The sequence below is a fragment of the Streptomyces pseudovenezuelae genome, assembly GCF_001513955.1.
Classification (GTDB): domain Bacteria; phylum Actinomycetota; class Actinomycetes; order Streptomycetales; family Streptomycetaceae; genus Streptomyces; species Streptomyces pseudovenezuelae.
In genome coordinates, this window is sequence record NZ_KQ948154.1 from 254676 (window position 1) to 271078 (window position 16403).

13 protein-coding genes are annotated in these 16403 nt (G+C 71.7%); 2 read left to right on the forward strand and 11 right to left on the reverse strand.

Features of this window, described 5'->3' with window-relative positions; genetic code table 11:
- Nucleotides 1–4: 4 nt before the first annotated feature.
- From AQI94_RS39725 to AQI94_RS39760, 8 genes are all read right to left on the reverse strand, one after another.
- Entirely contained in the window at nucleotides 5–1219 is a 1215-nt protein-coding gene (locus AQI94_RS39725; RefSeq protein WP_031043903.1) for a TolB-like translocation protein, read from the reverse strand.
- Between the two features lie 34 nt (nucleotides 1220–1253).
- Complete coding sequence (locus tag AQI94_RS39730; protein WP_031043893.1) at nucleotides 1254–3305, reverse strand: PD40 domain-containing protein; 2052 nt, start codon at nucleotides 3303–3305, stop codon at nucleotides 1254–1256.
- A 260-nt stretch (nucleotides 3306–3565) separates the two neighbouring features.
- Complete coding sequence (locus tag AQI94_RS39735; RefSeq protein ID WP_031043891.1) at nucleotides 3566–4165, reverse strand: TetR/AcrR family transcriptional regulator; 600 nt, start codon at nucleotides 4163–4165, stop codon at nucleotides 3566–3568.
- 15 nt (nucleotides 4166–4180) lie between these two features.
- Entirely contained in the window at nucleotides 4181–5197 is a 1017-nt protein-coding gene (locus AQI94_RS39740; protein ID WP_031043889.1) for an agmatine deiminase family protein, read from the reverse strand.
- Between the two features lie 17 nt (nucleotides 5198–5214).
- Nucleotides 5215–6924 (reverse strand): urease subunit alpha, encoded by a 1710-nt coding sequence (locus AQI94_RS39745; protein WP_031043888.1) that lies wholly within the window; start codon nucleotides 6922–6924, stop codon nucleotides 5215–5217.
- Nucleotides 6921–7646 carry an urease subunit gamma gene (gene ureA, locus AQI94_RS39750; RefSeq protein ID WP_062230275.1) on the reverse strand — a complete coding sequence of 242 codons (726 nt, stop codon included), beginning with the start codon at nucleotides 7644–7646 and terminating at the stop codon, nucleotides 6921–6923. Before ureA ends, AQI94_RS39745 begins: the two co-directional genes overlap by 4 nt.
- A gap of 165 nt (nucleotides 7647–7811) precedes the next feature.
- Nucleotides 7812–8900: a branched-chain amino acid aminotransferase gene (locus AQI94_RS39755; RefSeq protein WP_031050185.1), complete on the reverse strand. Its 1089-nt coding sequence runs from the start codon at nucleotides 8898–8900 to the stop codon at nucleotides 7812–7814.
- 255 nt (nucleotides 8901–9155) lie between these two features.
- The gene (locus AQI94_RS39760; RefSeq protein WP_031050182.1) at nucleotides 9156–10199 is read right to left on the reverse strand and encodes a 3-isopropylmalate dehydrogenase; all 1044 of its coding nucleotides are present in this window, start codon (nucleotides 10197–10199) and stop codon (nucleotides 9156–9158) included.
- A gap of 141 nt (nucleotides 10200–10340) precedes the next feature.
- Here AQI94_RS39760 and AQI94_RS39765 point away from each other — a divergent pair, with 141 nt between their 5' ends.
- Nucleotides 10341–11903 carry a purple acid phosphatase family protein gene (locus tag AQI94_RS39765; RefSeq protein ID WP_031050178.1) on the forward strand — a complete coding sequence of 521 codons (1563 nt, stop codon included), beginning with the start codon at nucleotides 10341–10343 and terminating at the stop codon, nucleotides 11901–11903.
- Between the two features lie 52 nt (nucleotides 11904–11955).
- Here AQI94_RS39765 and AQI94_RS46355 read toward each other — a convergent pair whose 3' ends face one another.
- The 3 genes from AQI94_RS46355 to AQI94_RS39775 form a co-directional block, all read right to left on the reverse strand.
- The gene (locus tag AQI94_RS46355; protein WP_020121043.1) at nucleotides 11956–12087 is read right to left on the reverse strand and encodes a hypothetical protein; all 132 of its coding nucleotides are present in this window, start codon (nucleotides 12085–12087) and stop codon (nucleotides 11956–11958) included.
- Nucleotides 12088–12425: 338 nt separating this feature from the next.
- Nucleotides 12426–14057, reverse strand: coding sequence for an L-glutamate gamma-semialdehyde dehydrogenase (gene pruA / locus AQI94_RS39770; RefSeq protein WP_031050175.1), 1632 nt, complete (start codon nucleotides 14055–14057; stop codon nucleotides 12426–12428).
- A gap of 39 nt (nucleotides 14058–14096) precedes the next feature.
- Nucleotides 14097–15023 (reverse strand): proline dehydrogenase family protein, encoded by a 927-nt coding sequence (locus AQI94_RS39775; RefSeq protein WP_031050172.1) that lies wholly within the window; start codon nucleotides 15021–15023, stop codon nucleotides 14097–14099.
- 145 nt (nucleotides 15024–15168) lie between these two features.
- Between AQI94_RS39775 and AQI94_RS39780 the strand changes: the two genes are divergently transcribed.
- A complete protein-coding gene (locus AQI94_RS39780) occupies nucleotides 15169–16374 on the forward strand; it encodes a PucR family transcriptional regulator (protein WP_062230277.1) in 1206 nt (401 codons plus the stop codon).
- Nucleotides 16375–16403 lie beyond the last annotated feature (29 nt).

Here is a 16403-nt window from a genome sequence, read left to right on the forward strand (position 1 = left end):
CTGCTCATCGCAGGTGCCGTACGAAGGCGTCGGGCCCGTCGTTGTCGTCGCCGGCCGGGATCAGTGCCGGGTCGGAGGACCGGAAGAGGATCCGGCGGGCTCCGTCGGCGATCCGGCCCGGCAGGACGTCGGCCGTCGCGGTGCCACCGCTGGTGTCGGGGGTGACGAGCGCGGTCGTGCCCTTCCTCAGGTCCCGCAGGTAGACGGGGTACTCCTTGCCGTACCGGCTGCCGGGCTCGGTCACCTCCGAGGTGAAGGTGACATAGCGGCCGTCGGCGCTGATCGCCGGGCCCAGCGTGTACACCTCGCCGGGGCCGCCCTGGGTGCCGTGGATGCGCTGGTTGGTGCCGGTGCGCAGGGTGTGCACGAACACGTTCCGGCTTCCGTCGGTGTCGCCGGGGACCAGGTGGGTGTCCCGGGACTCGAAGACGACCGTACGGCCGTCGCCGCTGATGGACGGGGTCAGCGACTCCTTCTCGGTCGGCGAGCCGTCGTAGGAGCGGTCGACCTGGGTGTGCTCGCGCGTCGAGCGGTCGTACATCCAGACGTCGCCCCAGTCGTCGCCGCGCGGGCCGTTCGCGTAGGTGTACTGGTAGACGATCCGGCGCCCGTCGTCGCTGACCGTCGGCTGGGAGGCGTTGCGCGGCTCCCAGGTCGGCCTGGGGTGGCTGATCCGCTCGGTGGTGCCCTTGACGCGGTCGCGCAGGAAGACGACTCCGGTGTGCTCGGCGGTGTCCTGGAGGGTGTAGACGGCGTAGCGGCCGTTGGGGCTGACGGAGATCTCGGCGGGCTGCCCGGTGAAGCCCTCGGGGACCTCGATGCCGAACCCGATCCGCCGGCCCGAGTCGAGGGCGGCGATCCACAGCTCCGCGGACTGCGGGCCGTACTCGGCGTAGACGTAGCGGCCGTCGTTCAGGACCGCCACCAGCCCCCCGAAGCCCGCGAAGCGGAGCTTGCCGGTGTGCGGGTCGCGCAGGTACATGCTGGCGTGCGCCACCTGGGGGTCCAGGTCCTCGGCGTCCGAAGTCAGGGCGAGGTGACGGCCGTTGCGGCTGATGACCGCGGTGCGCGTGACGCCGTTGCCCGCCTTTCCCTCCGGGGTGACGCTGACCGGCTCGGTGTACGCGGCCCTGGGGGCGGCGCCCGCCGCGGGACCCGTGAGGGCCCCGGCGGTGAGGGCGGCCAGGACCGCGGCTGTCAGGAGCTTCTTGCCGTGCATGGATGTTCCCCCGTGCCCGGTAGTCCGGTTGTTGTCATTGCACTGTCCGCAGGAACACGTCCGCGACCCCGTTGGTGTCCCCCTCCACCAGATCGGGTGACGCCGACTCGAACGCGACGACCGTGCCGTCGGCGTTCACCGACGGATGCCCGGCCGGCCGGTCGTTGCGGCCGCCCCAGCGGTCGACGCTGACCAACTGACGCTTCCCCGTGGCGAGTTCGATCGCGTACACGGACCGGCCCGAGGTGTACGCCACCCGGGTGCCGTCTCCCGACAGCGAGGGCTCGGTGCCCCCGACCCGGGTCGTGGTGCCGGTGTCGAGGTCGCGGACGGCGGACGTGCGGCCCTGCTGGTAGGCGAGCTTGCGGCCGTCCGCGCCGAGCGAGGGGGCCGTCGCGTGCGCCGCGGCCTTCTCCAGGGCGCCGGTGTCCAGGTCACGGACGTACACGGCACCGCCCTGCTCGAAGGCGACGTACCGGCCGGAGTAGTCGATGGACGGATGGCCCGCGGCCTCGCCGGAGGGCGCGCTGACCACGTCGGTGTCGCCGCCGTTGAACTTGAAGCGGTACACGCGCGGTTGCGGATCCGGGTCGGTGTCGGTGGCGGGCAGGGTCGCCGCGTAGGTGAGCCACTGGCAGGTGGGGTTCACCACGGGCTGCCCCATCCAGGTGAAGCGGACGCCCTGGTAGGAGCCCAGACTGGTGAGCTTGCCGACCGCGCGGTTGCGGACGTGGACGCCCGGGCCGCCGTCGGCCAGGGGGGCCGCGTAGCCGACCATGCGGCCGCTGTAGCAGGGCGTGCCCTCGGACGAGGGTTTCTGGGTGTCGTTGTTGACCTGCGAGAACCAGCCGGGGGTGCTCACGAACACATCGCCCCCCGACGTGAAGGAGACCACCTTGTTCTCCCCCATCACCGGGTCGTGGGACGCCCCGGCGGGCCTGGCGATGCGCTCGGTGACGGACGGCATCGGTGCCGGGTTCCTCCGCAGGGCGCCCGAGAAGACGAACACGTCGGACTCCGCGTTGGTGTCGCCGGGCACCAGGTGGGAGGCCGACGAACTGAACGCCACCGCACGGCCCTTGGCGGCCAGCCCGTCGTCCAGCACCTGCGCGTCCCGCGGCAGGGCGGCCCCGCGGGCCCCGGTGCGCAGGTCACGCACGCGCGTGCCGTCCTCGCCGGCGACGACGGCGTACCGGCCGTCCGCCGTGACCGGGCCGGGGATCCCGTCGGCCACCCGCCGAGACGTGCCCGTGCGCAGGTCGTGGACGTACAGTCCGCCCTCGGCGTGGAAGAGGACCCGGCGGCCGTCCGCGGTGATGCGGACCAGGTAGGCGGCTCCGAGGCCGGTGTCGACCTGGGTCCGCTCGCCGGTCGTCCGGTCCCTGACGTAGATGTCGGCGGGATCCTGCTCGCTGTCGGCGCGCAGGCCGTACGCGACCCGGGTGCCGTCGCCGCTCACCGAGGCCCCGTTCTTGTCGCCCTCCTCGGCCGGCGAGATCAGGGCGTCGGTGCCGGTGGCCGTGTCACGGACGTACAGCAGACGGGCGTTCGCGTCGCCGTTGCGGTTGCCGATGGTGTACGCGACGTGCGCGCCGTCGGGGCTGACGGACTGCGCGCGGCCCAACTCGTTGCGCCCGGGCGGGTCCTGGGGCCACAGCTTCTCCGCGCGGCCGGTGGCGCGGTCGTACAGGTAGGGGGCGAGGAAGCGGGTGCCCGCCGTGAAGGCGATCCGGCCGCCGTCGGCGCTCGGCGCCGGTGAGCCGTAGGTGTAGCCCTCGCCGAGGTCGATCCTGGTGACCCCGCCCCCGGTCACGTCCTTGACCAGCAGGCACGGGGTGAAGTGCCCGCAGCCGAAGCTCGCCGCGCTGGACACGAACGCGACGGTAAGGCCGTCGGCGCTGATCGCGGAGTCGCCCGACGGCCCGTCGGCCTGGCTGCCGTCGGCCGCCGTGCTCACCCGCTCGGTGCGGGGTTTCCCGGGGGCGGCCTGGGTCTCGGTCCGGGTCTGGGCCTGGGCCTGGGCTGTCGTACCGGCCAGCATGAGGACGACTGCCGCCCCCAGCAGGGCTCTTGAGGTGCGCGACATCAGCGGGACCTCCACTGGAAGACGTCGTGCACACCGTGGGTGTCACCGGGGACGAGCCGGGTCGCGGTGGTGACGGTGGTTCCGGTGAACGCGGCGAGCGGGCCCGCGCCTAATAGGCACACTGCGGCTCTGGACATGTTCCCCCCTGTGATCCCCGTGGACGCATTGCCCCCGGCCCCGCGCCGAGGGCTCCTCACGAGGCAAACGCACCGCCGGCCACAGGGTCAATCGGCCTTATTGCGTACAACCCGGGCGGAAGGTCACGCGTCCGCGAGGAGGCCGTCGTCGAGGAACTCCCGTACGTGGCCGAGAATCGTCCCCCGGTCCGTGCCGCGCAGCCCGATCGCCACGTGGATGGAGAAGCCGTCCAGGAGGGCCCGCAGCCGGGTCGCGAAGCGGTCCGGGTCCACGGCCCGGAACTCCCCCCGCGAGACCCCCTCCGCGAGCAGCGCGACCAGGTCGCGGTGCCAGGCGCCCTCGATCGCGGCCTGGCGTGCGCGGGCCTCGTCGTCGGCGTTCTGCGAGCGGTTCCAGACCTCCAGCCACAGGGTCCAGTGCGGGTCGCGGTGGCCGTCGGGCACGTACAGGTCGACGTACGCGTCGAGCCGTGCACGGGCGGTCGCCGTGCGGGTGAGGAGCCGGGCGCGCTCGGCGCCGAGCCGCCCCTCGCTCCACTCCAGGGTCTGGAGCAGCAGTTCGTCCTTGGAGCGGAAGTAGTAGAGGAGATGGCCGCTGCTCATGCCGACCTCGCGGCCGAGCGCGGCCATGGTGAGCTTCTCCAGGCCGCGTTCGGCGATCATCTCCATGGCCGCGGCGAGGACCTCCTCACGGGGCGGGGCCTGTCTGCGCCCACCGGCCATGCGCTGCTCCTCGTCCTAGATCCTCGGCTGCTGCTGGGTGATGCAGTGGATGCCGCCACCGCCCGCAAAGATCGTACGGGCGTCCACCAGCGTGACCGTGCGCTCGGGGAACAGCCGCCGGAAGATGCCGGCCGCGAGCTCGTCACGCGGGTCGTCGAAGCCGCAGAGCACGACGCCGCCGTTGCACAGGTAGTGGTTGATGTACGAGTAGTCGACCCAGTGCCCGTCGGCCTCCAGGACGGTCGGCGCGGGCACCTCGACGACCTCCAGGCGGCGGCCCCGCGCGTCGGTCGCCGCCTTCAGCAGGCCGACGACCTCCCGGGTCACCTCGTGGTCCGGGTGCGCCGGGTCCGGCTGGACGTGGGCCAGGACGACCCCCGGGCGGGCGAAGGCGGCGACGATGTCGACGTGGCCCTGGGTGCCGTACGGGCCGTAGTCGCCGGTCAGGCCGCGCGGGAGCCAGATGGCCCGGGTGGTGCCGAGCCTGGCGTGGATCTCCGCCTCGACCTGCTCACGGGTCCAGCCGGGGTTGCGCCCGGTGCCGAGCTGGACGGTGTCGGTGAGCAGGACGGTGCCCTCGCCGTCGACATGGATCGCGCCGCCCTCGTTGACCAGCGGGCTGCTCAGCACCGGGACCCCGGCGAGGTCGGCGACCTGGCGGGCGATCTTCGCGTCGTGCTCCCAGCGGGCCCAGTCCTGGCCGCCCCAGCCGTTGAACACCCAGTCCACGGCGGCCAGTCGGCCGTTCTTGTCCTTGACGAACGTCGGGCCGATGTCGCGCATCCAGGCGTCGTCCAGCTCGCGCTCCACCAACTCGACGTCCGGGCCGAGCAGTTCGCGCGCGGACTCGGCGTGGCCGGGCCCGTGCACCATCGTCACCGGCTCGAAGCGGCGCACCGCGCGGGCCACGGACGCCCAGGCGGCCCGGGCCGCGGCCAGTTCCCCGTCGTCGGTGAAGGTCGGGTTGGGGCCGGGCCAGGCCATCCAGGTGCGTTCGTGCGGGGCCCATTCGGGCGGCATGCGGTAGGTCATCGGGAATCCTGCGGGTCCTAGAGGAAGTACAGACGGTTGAGGGCGACCGAGTCGGCGGGTGCGGAGGCGAGGGGCTCTCCGTCCAGCGTCACCAGGCCGGTGCGCGGGTCCACGTCCACCGCTCCGGTACGGGAGTTGAGGCGCAGGTCGGCCGGTCCAATGCCGCGGGTGCCGCGCACGGCGACCCTTCTCCTGCGGCTCGGCAGCCGGTCGTTGCCCTGGTCGAGGGCCGCCTGGGCGACGAAGGCGACGGAGATCTCGGCGGGGGTGGCGCCGTGCGCGCCGAACTGCGGTCCCAGGACGAGGGGTTCACAGGTGTCGGTGGCCGCACCGGGGTCGCCGACCACGCCGTAGGCCGGGAAGCCGGACTTCAGGACGAGTTGCGGCTTGGCGCCGAAGTACTCCGGCCGCCACAGCACGAGGTCGGCCAGCTTGCCGACCTCGATGGAGCCGACCTCGTGCGCAAGTCCGTGGGCCACGGCCGGGTTGATGGTCAGCTTGGCGATGTAGCGCAGCACGCGCTCGTTGTCGTGCTCCTCGGGCGCTCCGAACTCGGCCTTCATCTTCCCGGCCATCGCGAAGGTACGGCGGACCGTCTCCCCGGCCCGTCCCATGCCCTGCGCGTCGGAGGAGGTGATGCCGATCGCTCCGAGGTCGTGCAGCACGTCCTCGGCACCCATGGTCCCGGCGCGGATACGGTCGCGGGCCATGGCCGCGTCGCCGGGCAGGTCGGTCTTGAGGTCGTGGACGGAGACGATCATGCCGTAGTGCTCGGCGACGGCGTCCCGGCCGAAGGGCAGGGTGGGGTTGGTGGAGGAGCCGATGACGTGCGGGACTCCGGCCATCTTCAGCACGTTCGGCACGTGTCCGCCGCCGCAGCCCTCGATGTGGAAGGCGTGGATCGTGCGGCCCTCCAGCACGCTCAGGGTGTCCTCGACGGACAGGCACTCGTTCAACCCGTCGCTGTGCAGGGCGACTTGGACGTCGTGCTCCTCGGCCACCCGAAGCGCGGTGTCCAGCGCGCGGGTGTGGGCGCCCATGTCCTCGTGCACCTTGAATCCGCTCGCCCCGCCTTCGGCCAGCGCCTCGACCAGGGGGGTCTGGGCCGAGGAGGAACCTCGGCCCAGGAAGCCGATGTTGACCGGCCAGGCGTCGAACGCGCCGAAGGCGTGTCCCAGCGCCCAGGGCGAGTTGACCCCGACCCCCCACACCGGCCCGAACTCCTGCCCGATGATCGTGGTCACCCCGGACGCCAGCGAGGCCTCCATGATCCGCGGGGACAACAGATGGACGTGGGTGTCGACGGCCCCGGCGGTGGCGATCAGCCCCTCGCCGGACACGATGGAGGTGCCAGTGCCGACGACGACGTCCACCCCGTCGAGGGTGTCGGGGTTCCCGGCCCGTCCGATCGAGCAGATCCGCCCTTCGCGGATGCCGATCGAGACCTTCCGGATGCCCTGCACGGCGTCGATCACGACGACGTTGCTGACGACGACGTCACAGGTCTCCCGCACGGCGGCGGCCTTCAGGTGCAGCCCGTCACGGGCGGTCTTGCCGAACCCCGCGAGGAACTCGTCGCCGTAGCGCTGGGAGTCCTGCTCGACCCGGATCACCAGCCCGGAGTCACCGAGGCGCACGCGGTCGCCGGCGCGGGGGCCGTGGGTGGCGGCGTACTCATGGGGCGTGAGGCGCCGGGCCTCGGCGGGGTGGGCTCCGGGGCGGCTCATCGGACGGCCTCCTCGCCGGATGTTCCGGGCACGTCGGTCCGGCCGTCCCCCGCGCCCAGATAGCCGCAGGCCGCAGCCCGCCGCAGCGCTTCCTCGCGGGCCCCGGGCGCGTCCAGCGGCCCGTCGACCAGGCCGGCGAATCCCACGGCCACCCGGGCCCCGCCGATCGGTACCAGGCCGACCTCGCCCGACTCCCCCGGCCCGAACCGCACCGACGAGCCGGCGGGCACCGCGAGCCGCATGCCGTAGGCCTTCGCTCGGGGGAAGTCGAGGCGCGGGTTGGCCTCGAAGAAGTGGAAGTGGGAGGTGACGGAGACGGGCACGCCGGCGGTGTTGGTGACCGTCAGCCGTACGGCCGCCTCGGGCTCGGCGTGTGCGGGGCCCGGCAGCAGCGCGCCGGGGGCCCGCTCGCCGAGCCCGCCGCCGATCGGGTCGGTGACGACCGCGAGCCGCGAACCGTCCTCGAAGACCGCCTCGACATGCACCTCGGTGACGACGTCCGCGACCCCGGGCAGGACGTCGTCGGGGCCGAGCACCGACCGGGCGCGCTCGACGGCCTCGGCCAGCCGGACCCCGTCCCGGGCCGCCTCGCACACGGTGTCCGCGACGAGCGCGGTCGCCTCCGGGACGTTCAGCCGCAGCCCGCGGGCTCTGCGCGCCCGGGCCAGCTCGGCGGCCCCGAAGAGCAGCAGCCGGTCGCGTTCGGTGGGTGTCAGCCGCATGTCGTTCCCTCCTTTAGAGCAGCACTCTAAACGAGGGAGCAGATTCAGCAACAGGTCGGCGTCAGTGGACCGGATCACATCGAGCGGCGCTCAAACAAGGCGCGCGAACGCAGAACGGGCCCGCCCGGAACATGTCCGAGCGGGCCCGTGAGACGTCCGCGGAGGTCAGCCCAGCTTGTGCATCCAGCCGTGCTTGTCCTCCCTGAGCCCGCGCTGGAGGCCGAGCAGGGCCTCGCGCAGCTTCAGGGTGACCTCGCCGGGCGTGCCGTCGCCGTGGGTCCAGGCGTCCTTCTTCGTCTTGACGTGGCCGATCGGCGTGACGACCGCCGCGGTGCCGCAGGCGAAGACCTCGGTGAGGGCCCCGGAGGCCGCGTCGGCGCGCCACTGGTCCAGGGTGATGACACCCTCCTCGGCGGTGTAGCCGAGGTCCCGGGCGACCTGGAGGAGGGAGTCGCGGGTGATGCCCTCAAGGATGGAGCCCGTGAGCGACGGGGTGACGATCCGGTCGCCGTAGACGAAGGCGATGTTCATGCTGCCGGACTCCTCGACCTTGGTGCGGGTCACCGCGTCGAGATAGACGACCTGGTCGCAGCCGTTGGCGGCCGCCTCGGCCTGCGGGAGGAGGGAGGCCGCGTAGTTGCCGCCGGTCTTGGCGTCACCCGTGCCGCCGGGGACCGCGCGGACGTAGTCCTCGGAGACCCAGATGGTGACCGGCTTGACGCCCCCGGCGAAGTAGGCGCCCGACGGGGAGGCGATCAGCATGAAGAGGTACTCGTTGGCCGGGTGGACGCCGAGCGCGGCCTCCGTGGCGAACATGAACGGGCGCAGGTACAGGGACTCCTCGCCGCCGTGCGGCGGGACCCAGTCCGCGTCCTGGCCGATCAGCGCGTCCAGGGCCTCGATGAACAGCTCCTCGGGCAGCTCGGCCATCGCCATCCGGCGGGCGGAGTTGCGGAAGCGGCGCGCGTTGGCCTCGGGGCGGAACACGGCGACCGAGCCGTCGGCCTGGCGGAACGCCTTGAGACCCTCGAAGATCTCCTGTCCGTAGTGCAGGACGTGGGTGGAGGGGTCGAGGGAGATCGGGCCGTACGGGACGAGCTGCGCGTCGTGCCAGCCGCGCCCCTCGGTCCACTTGATCGTCACCATGTGGTCGGTGAAGTGGCGGCCGAACCCGGGGTTGGCCAGGATCGCCTCGCGCTCGGCGGCGGAGAGCGGGCTGGCGGAGGGCTTGAGCTCGATCGTGGGCGTCGTCATGAGTGGTTGTCCTTCACCGGTTGTGTAGTGACGGGCCGCGCTCACGCCCTTGTACTGTCAGTGACCAGTGCTAGGACGTCCGAGCATTCCCTCATTCCGCGGCTCCACGTTCGATTATCGCAAGCGGGGAGCCGGGGAAGAAACGGCGTGAAATGCGACCCAGGGGATGATGGTGACACCCGGCGGGGGACATGCGAAAGCCGCCGGGTGCGAGTGACCCGGCGGCTTCGAATGCTATTCGAGTGATCCGCCCGGTCAGCCGGCTACTCGTACGGCCAGCGCGTCGCCGATCTCGGCGGTGCTGCGGGCGGGCTTGCCGGTGCGCTCGGCGAGGTCGGCGGAGACCGCCTCCTCGATCCGGGCGGCCTCGCTCTCGTAGCCGAGGTGGCGCAGGAGCAGGGCGACGGACAGGACCGTGGCGGTGGGGTCGGCCTTGCCCTGGCCGGCGATGTCCGGGGCCGAGCCGTGGACGGGCTCGAACATGGACGGGAACTCGCCGCTCGGGTTGATGTTCCCGGAGGCGGCGACGCCGATGCCGCCGGAGACGGCCGCGGCGAGGTCGGTGATGATGTCGCCGAAGAGGTTGTCGGTGACGATCACGTCGAACCGGGCCGGGTCGGTGACCAGGTAGATGGTCGCCGCGTCCACGTGGATGTAGTCGGTGGTGACCTCGGGGAACTCCGCGGCCACCTTGGTGAAGATGTTCGTCCAGAGGTGTCCGGCGAAGGTCAGCACGTTGTTCTTGTGGACCAGCGTGAGCTTCTTGCGGGGGCGGGCCTGGGCGCGGGCGAAGGCGTCGCGGACCACGCGCTCGACACCGAAGGCCGTGTTCACGGAGACCTCGGTGGCGACCTCGTGCTCGGTGCCCTTGCGGATGGTGCCGCCGTTGCCGGTGTAGGGGCCCTCGGTGCCCTCGCGGACGACCACGAAGTCGATGGCCGGCTCGCCCTTGAGGGGCGTGTCGACACCGGGGAGCAGCTTCGACGGGCGCAGGTTCACGTGGTGGTCGAAGGCGAAGCGGAGCTTGAGGAGGAAGCCGCGCTCCAGCACCCCGGAGGGGACCGACGGGTCGCCGATGGCGCCCAGCAGGATCGCGTCGTGCTGCTTCAGCGCGTCGAGGTCGGCGTCGGTGAGGGTCTCACCGGTGGCGTGGTAGCGCCGGGCACCGAAGTCGAAGTCCTTGGTCTCCAGCTTCACATCCTGCGGAAGGACGGCGGAGAGGACCTTGAGACCTTCGGCCACGACCTCCTGGCCGATGCCGTCACCGGGAATCACTGCGAGATTGATGCTGCGAGACATGCGGGAACCCTACTCCTCGTCCCATGGGATGACATCGACCGTCCGCGATGCGGACATGTCGGCCGGGTGGGTGTCAGCCCTTCGACTCCCGTTCACCCTTAGGTATGGCGGCCGTTGGGATCCGCTGGGAACTTCACCGGCATGGACCTCCCCGACTTCGGCATTCCGCCCCGGCTCGCGCGCCGGATGAGCATGGCCGAGCAGCACGAGTACCTGCGGACCAGGCTGTCCCGGCGCCGCACGCTGGTGACGGCGGGCGCGGTCGCCGGCGGGCTGCTCACCGGCTGCTCCGCCGAGGGGACGTCCACCGCCGGTCCGGCCGCCCCCGCCTCGCCCACGACCGCGGTGCACGGTTCCGCCGTCTCCCCCTTCGGCCGCCATCTCGCCTTCGGCGCCGATCCGAGGACCCAGATGCGGATCTCGTGGCAGGTCCCGCTCGCGGTGCGAAGGCCCTACGTCCGCGTCGGCCTCCGGCCCGACGACCTGAGCCGCAGGATCGGGGCCGAGCTCCGCGACCTGCACACCCCGGGGCAGACCGGCGTACGTCTCGCTCTCGACCAGTACTACCTGCACGCGGCCCTGGACGGGCTGCGCCCCGGCACCACGTACTACTACGGCGTCGGTCACGACGGCTTCGACCCGGCGGACGCGGGCCGCCGCTCGACCATCAGCAGCTTCCGCACCGCGCCGGCGAGCCCGGAGAGGTTCGTCTTCACGGCCTTCGGCGACCAGGGGGTCGGCACCGCCGCGGCCGCCAACGACAACCTCCTGCTGCGCCAGAAGCCCGCCTTCCACCTGCACGCGGGCGACATCTGCTACGCCGACGCCAACGGCCAGGGGGCGAAGTCCGACGGGTACGACCCGGCCTTCTGGGACCTGTTCCTCAAGCAGAACGAACAGGTCGCGCGGAGCGTGCCCTGGATGGTCACCACCGGCAACCACGACATGGAGGCCTGGTACTCCCCCGACGGCTACGGCGGCCAGCTCGCCCGCTGGTCCCTCCCGGAGAGCGGCTTCGACCCGCGTGCGGCGCCGGGCGTGTACTCCTTCACGTACGGCAACCTCGGCGTCGTGGCCCTGGACGCGAACGACGTGTCGTACGAGATCCCCGCCAACTTCGGCTACACGGACGGGAAGCAGACGGCCTGGCTGGACCGGAGGCTGGGGGAACTGCGGGCGGCCCGGGGTATCGACTTCGTCGTCGTCTACTTCCACCACTGCGCGTACTCGACGTCCTCGCACGCCTCCGACGGCGGGGTGCGTGCGGAGTGGCTGCCGCTGTTCGAGAAGCACCAGGTGGACCTGGTGATCAACGGACACAACCATGTGTACGAGCGCACGGACGCGATCCGCGGCGGCGAGGTCGGCCGGTCGGTGCCGGTCGGCGGGGCCACCGACCCGACGCGGGACGGGATCGTGTACGTCACGGCCGGCGGGGGCGGCCGCGACCTGTACGGCTTCCCCTCCGGTGTGAAGGAGAGCTACGAGGGCCGCGTGCACGACCACGAGTCCGTCGAGACCTTCCGGTGGACGAAGTCGAAGCAGCCCCACCAGGAGACCGTGGAGTGGTCACGGGTGCGCTACCGCGGGTTCTCGCTGCTCTCGGTGGAGGTGGAGAGCGGGTCCAGGCCGCGGCTGACGGTGTCGGCGCTCGCGCAGAGCGGGGAGCGCATCGACCGTTTCGAGGTGCGGCGCGGGGCCTGACGGGCCCGCGCCACACCTCTCACGGGTGCGGCTCCCGGCATCGGGGGACCGGTCAGTGACCGGTCGAGCCGCCGTTGTCACGGCGGTCGAGGGCGCGCTGCAGTGCTGCGGCCGCGTTCTTGCGGTCGGACTCGCTGGTACGGGAGGTGTGACGGACTCGACGGCGGGCGGTCGTCTCGGCCATGAGAAATCGACTCCTTCGTATTCCGGAAGATCCGGGAAAGGGGACTACGAGACGCCGGAAGGGGCGGGGAGCGTCGGGCCGCAGGGGTTGCCTGCGCGGGGCCCGGCTCACGACCGCCATTCGCTTGATCGAGCGAGACGTTCGGCTCCTACAAAGCTAAGGGAGGACAGCCGGTCTGTCTCCACAATTACTCGGACTTCCTACTATCTGAGACGGTGGAGTGGGTCACACTGCGCTGACCTGCGGTTTCGCTGAGGCGCGCGGTCCTTCGGAGCCGTGGCGGGACGTGACGAAGGGGCCGGGCAGCAGCCCGGCCCCTTCCTGTGACTGGTGTCCCGTCAGCCCATGTGCGGGTACGGGTAGTCGGTCGGCGGGACCAGGGTCTCCTTGATGGCACGGGTCAGGGTCCAGCGCTGGAGGTTCTGCGGGGCGCCGGCCTTGTCGTTGGTGCCCGAGGCACGGCCGCCGCCGAAGGGCTGCTGGCCGACGACGGCACCGGTCGACTTGTCGTTGACGTAGAAGTTGCCGGCCGCGTAGCGCAGCTTCTCCATCGTGTACGCGGTCGCCGCGCGGTCGCCCGAGATCACCGAGCCGGTCAGGGCGTAGTCGGACGCCGACTCCATCTGGGTCAGCATCTCCTCGTACTTCTCGTCCTCGTAGACGTGGACCGCGAGGAACGGGCCGAAGTACTCGGTCGTGAAGACCTCGTTCTCCGGGTCCGTGCACTCGACGACGGTCGGGCGGACGAAATAGCCGACCGAGTCGTCGTAGGAGCCGCCCGCCACGATCGTGCAGGTCGGGTCCGACTTCGCGCGGTCGATGGCGGCCTTGTTCTTGGCGAAGGCGCGCTCGTCGATGACCGCGCCGATGAAGTTCGAGAGGTCGGTGACATCACCCATGGTGATGCCGTCGACCTCGGCGGCGAACTCCTCGCGGAAACCGCTGTTCCAGATCGACGCCGGGACGTAGGCCCGGGAGGTCGCCGAGCACTTCTGGCCCTGGTACTCGAAGGCACCGCGGGTCAGCGCGGTCTTGAGGATCGCGCGGTCGGCGCTCGGGTGGGCGACGACGAAGTCCTTGCCGCCGGTCTCACCGACCAGGCGCGGGTAGGTGCGGTACTTCTCGATGTTGGCGCCGACCGTCTTCCACAGGTGCTGGAAGGTCTTGGTGGAGCCGGTGAAGTGGATGCCCGCGAGGTCCCGGTGCTCCAGGGCGACCTCGGAGACCGCGATGCCGTCGCCGGTGACGAGGTTGATGACGCCCTTGGGCAGACCCGCCTCCTCCAGGAGCTGCATCAGCAGCACGGCGGCGTGGGTCTGCGTCGGGGACGGCTTCCACACCACGACGTTGCCCATGAGCGCGGGCGCGGTGGGCAGGTTGCCCGCGATCGCCGTGAAGTTGAACGGCGTGATCGCGTAGACGAAGCCTTCTAGCGGACGGTGGTCGAGGCGGTTCCAGACACCCGGGGCGTTGGCCGGGGGCTGCTCGGCGAGCAGGTCACGGGCGTACTTGACGTTGAAGCGCCAGAAGTCGACCAGCTCGCAGGGCGTGTCGATCTCGGCCTGCTGGGCGGTCTTGGACTGGCCGAGCATGGTGGAGGCGGCCAGCGTCTCGCGCCAGGGTCCCGCGAGCAGTTCGGCGGCGCGCAGGATGATCGCGGCACGGTCGTCGAAGGACATCGCGCGCCAGGCGGGGGCGGCGGCGAGCGCCGCGTCGATGGCGTCCCGGGCGTCCTGCTGGGTGGCGTTGCGCAGGGTGCCGAGGACGGCCTTGTGGTTGTGCGGCTGCACGACCTGGAAGGGCTCGCCGCCGCCCAGCCGCTTCTCACCGCCGATGGTCATCGGCAGGTCGACCGGGTTCTCGGCCAGCTCCTTGAGCTTCACCTCCAGCCGGGCCCGCTCGGGCGAGCCGGGGGCGTAGCCGTGCACCGGCTCGTTGACGGGGGTGGGGACCTGGGTCACAGCGTCCATGAGATCCGTAACTCCTTGAACTTGAGCGGGTGTTCGGGCTCAGCCCTTGCTGATCATGCTGCGGACGAAGAAACGCAGGTTCGCCGGCTTCTCCGCGAGCCGCCGCATGAAGTAGCCGTACCAGTCGGTGCCGTAGGCGGTGTAGACGCGCATGCGGTGGCCTTCGGCGGCCAGGCGCAGGTGTTCGTCGCCGCGGATGCCGTAGAGCATCTGGAACTCGTACTCGTCGGGCTTGCGGCCCGCCTGCCGGGCGAGTTCCTGGGCGATGGAGATCAGGCGCGGGTCGTGGGAGCCGACCATCGGGTACCCCTCGCCCTCCATGAGGATGCGCAGGACCCGGACGTACGCCTTGTCGATCTCGTGTTTCTGCTGGTAGGCGACCTCGGCGGGCTCCTTGTACGCGCCCTTCACGAGTCGCACCCGGCTGCCCGCCTCGGCGAGCCGGCGGGCGTCGGCCTCGGTGCGGAAGAGGTAGGCCTGGATGACGCAGCCGGTCTGCGGGAAGTCCCTGCGCAGTTCCTCGTGGATGGCGAACATCGAGTCGAGGGTGGTGTGGTCCTCGGCGTCGAGCGTGACGGTCGTACCGATGGCGGCGGCGGCCTCGACGACGGGCCGGACGTTGGCGAGCGCGAGCTCGTGGCCGCCGTCCAGGGCCTGCCCGAACATCGACAGCTTCACGGACATCTCGGCCCTGGTACCCAGGTCGAGTGTCCTGAGCCGCTCGACGAGCGCGAGGTAGGCGTCCCGCGCGGCCTCCGCCTGCTCGGGTGTGGTGATGTCCTCGCCGACCACGTCCATGGTCAGCTCCAGGCCCCGCGCGGTGAGCTCCTGGATGATCGGGACGATCTCGTCGACGGTCTCACCGGGGATGAAGCGGTCGACCACCTGCTTGGTGACCGGGGCCGCCGAGATCAGGCGTCGCATCCGGTCGCTGCGCGACGCGGCAAGAATCACGGGACCCAGCACGGGGCACCTCCACAAACCAGCAGATAGAACCACCGTGAAACCTAAGGATCCCTCCGATCGTCGGCCATCGACAGCTGTCACGCATCCGTGCCGCAGATCTCAGACAGATGTATGAAGGGCGGTGTTTTTGCGCGAGAATGCCCGAGTGACTGGGGACTACAAAGGTGACTACCAGGAGCTGGTCGACGAGATCTCGGAGCTCCTGGGCGTCCCGGCGACCCTGGAGAACCGCGACTTCGAGCTGATCGCCTTCGGCGCGTACGACAGTGAGGGCGACCTCGACCCGTCGGCGCTGGACCCGGTGCGCACCCGCTCGATCCTGACCCGGCGTTCCACGGCCGCGGTCCGGACGTGGTTCGAGGGCTTCGGCATCACGCGGGCCTCCGGCCCGGTGCGGATTCCGCCGACCCCGGAGGCGGGGGTCTACCGGGGGCGTATCTGTCTGCCCGTACGCCATCGCGGGGTCGTCCTCGGTTACGTCTGGCTCCTGGAATCCGACCCCGGGCCGACCGGCCCGCAGCTGGACGCGGCCATGCGGGTGACCGCCCGGATCGGGGCCCTGCTCGCGGACGAGGCGCAGCACGGGGCCGACCTGAGCCGGGAGCTGCGGGCGGTGCTGACCGCCGAGCGCGGCTGGCAGGCCGACATGGCGGTGGCGGCCCTGCGCACGGCACTGGGGTCCCGCGGTGACGGCCCGTACGCCGTGGTGTGCGTCGCCCCGTGGCCGTCCGCCGACCCGGAGGACTCCCCGTCGGCCCGAACGGTCCCGCATACGACGGCCTCGTGCACGGTGCCGTGGGGTGTCTCGGCCCAGTCGCTGGCGCTGCTGGTACGGCTGCGGGCGACGGACACGCCGACCCCGGCGAACTCCGCGGCGGCCCGGTTGCTGGAGCGGGCGCGGGGCATGGGCGGCGGCGGACCGGAGGAGGGCGGGCCGGCCCCGGTCGCCGCCGGGGTGGCCGCCGCGCGGGTGGGCCTGGCGGAACTGGCCCCCGCCTGGCAGGAGGCGTCGGCCGCTGCGCGGGCCGCGCTTGCGGAACCCCGGCTCGGCCCGGTCGCGCAGTGGTCCCGCATCGGCCCGTACCGCCTGCTGACCGCCCTCCCCCCGGAGGCGGCCCACGACCCCGCCGTGAGCCCCCTCCTCTCCCCCGCCCACCGCGAACTGGCCCGCACCGCGGAGACCTACCTCGACTGCGCGGGCCAGGCCGCCCGCACCGCGGCGGAACTGGGCATCCACCGCCAGACCCTCTACTACCGCCTCTCCCGCGTGGAACAGCTCACGGGCCTGGACCTGGACGAGGGGGAGGACCGGCTGTTGCTGCACATGGCGCTCAAGGGGGCGCGGCTGTAAGGGCTGTCGGCCACAGTCTCCGACCGGTC

Excerpts from the sequence above, each read along its gene's own strand:
- AQI94_RS39725 (WP_031043903.1), bottom strand. The coding sequence starts at position 1,219 with ATGCACGGCAAGAAGCTCCTGACAGCCGCGGTCCTGGCCGCCCTCACC.
- AQI94_RS39730 (WP_031043893.1), bottom strand. The coding sequence starts at position 3,305 with ATGTCGCGCACCTCAAGAGCCCTGCTGGGGGCGGCAGTCGTCCTCATG.
- AQI94_RS39735 (WP_031043891.1), bottom strand. The coding sequence starts at position 4,165 with ATGGCCGGTGGGCGCAGACAGGCCCCGCCCCGTGAGGAGGTCCTCGCC.
- AQI94_RS39740 (WP_031043889.1), bottom strand. The coding sequence starts at position 5,197 with ATGACCTACCGCATGCCGCCCGAATGGGCCCCGCACGAACGCACCTGG.
- AQI94_RS39745 (WP_031043888.1), bottom strand. The coding sequence starts at position 6,924 with ATGAGCCGCCCCGGAGCCCACCCCGCCGAGGCCCGGCGCCTCACGCCC.
- ureA (WP_062230275.1), bottom strand. The coding sequence starts at position 7,646 with ATGCGGCTGACACCCACCGAACGCGACCGGCTGCTGCTCTTCGGGGCC.
- AQI94_RS39755 (WP_031050185.1), bottom strand. The coding sequence starts at position 8,900 with ATGACGACGCCCACGATCGAGCTCAAGCCCTCCGCCAGCCCGCTCTCC.
- AQI94_RS39760 (WP_031050182.1), bottom strand. The coding sequence starts at position 10,199 with ATGTCTCGCAGCATCAATCTCGCAGTGATTCCCGGTGACGGCATCGGC.
- AQI94_RS39765 (WP_031050178.1), top strand. The coding sequence starts at position 10,341 with ATGGACCTCCCCGACTTCGGCATTCCGCCCCGGCTCGCGCGCCGGATG.
- AQI94_RS46355 (WP_020121043.1), bottom strand. The coding sequence starts at position 12,087 with ATGGCCGAGACGACCGCCCGCCGTCGAGTCCGTCACACCTCCCGTACC.
- pruA (WP_031050175.1), bottom strand. The coding sequence starts at position 14,057 with ATGGACGCTGTGACCCAGGTCCCCACCCCCGTCAACGAGCCGGTGCAC.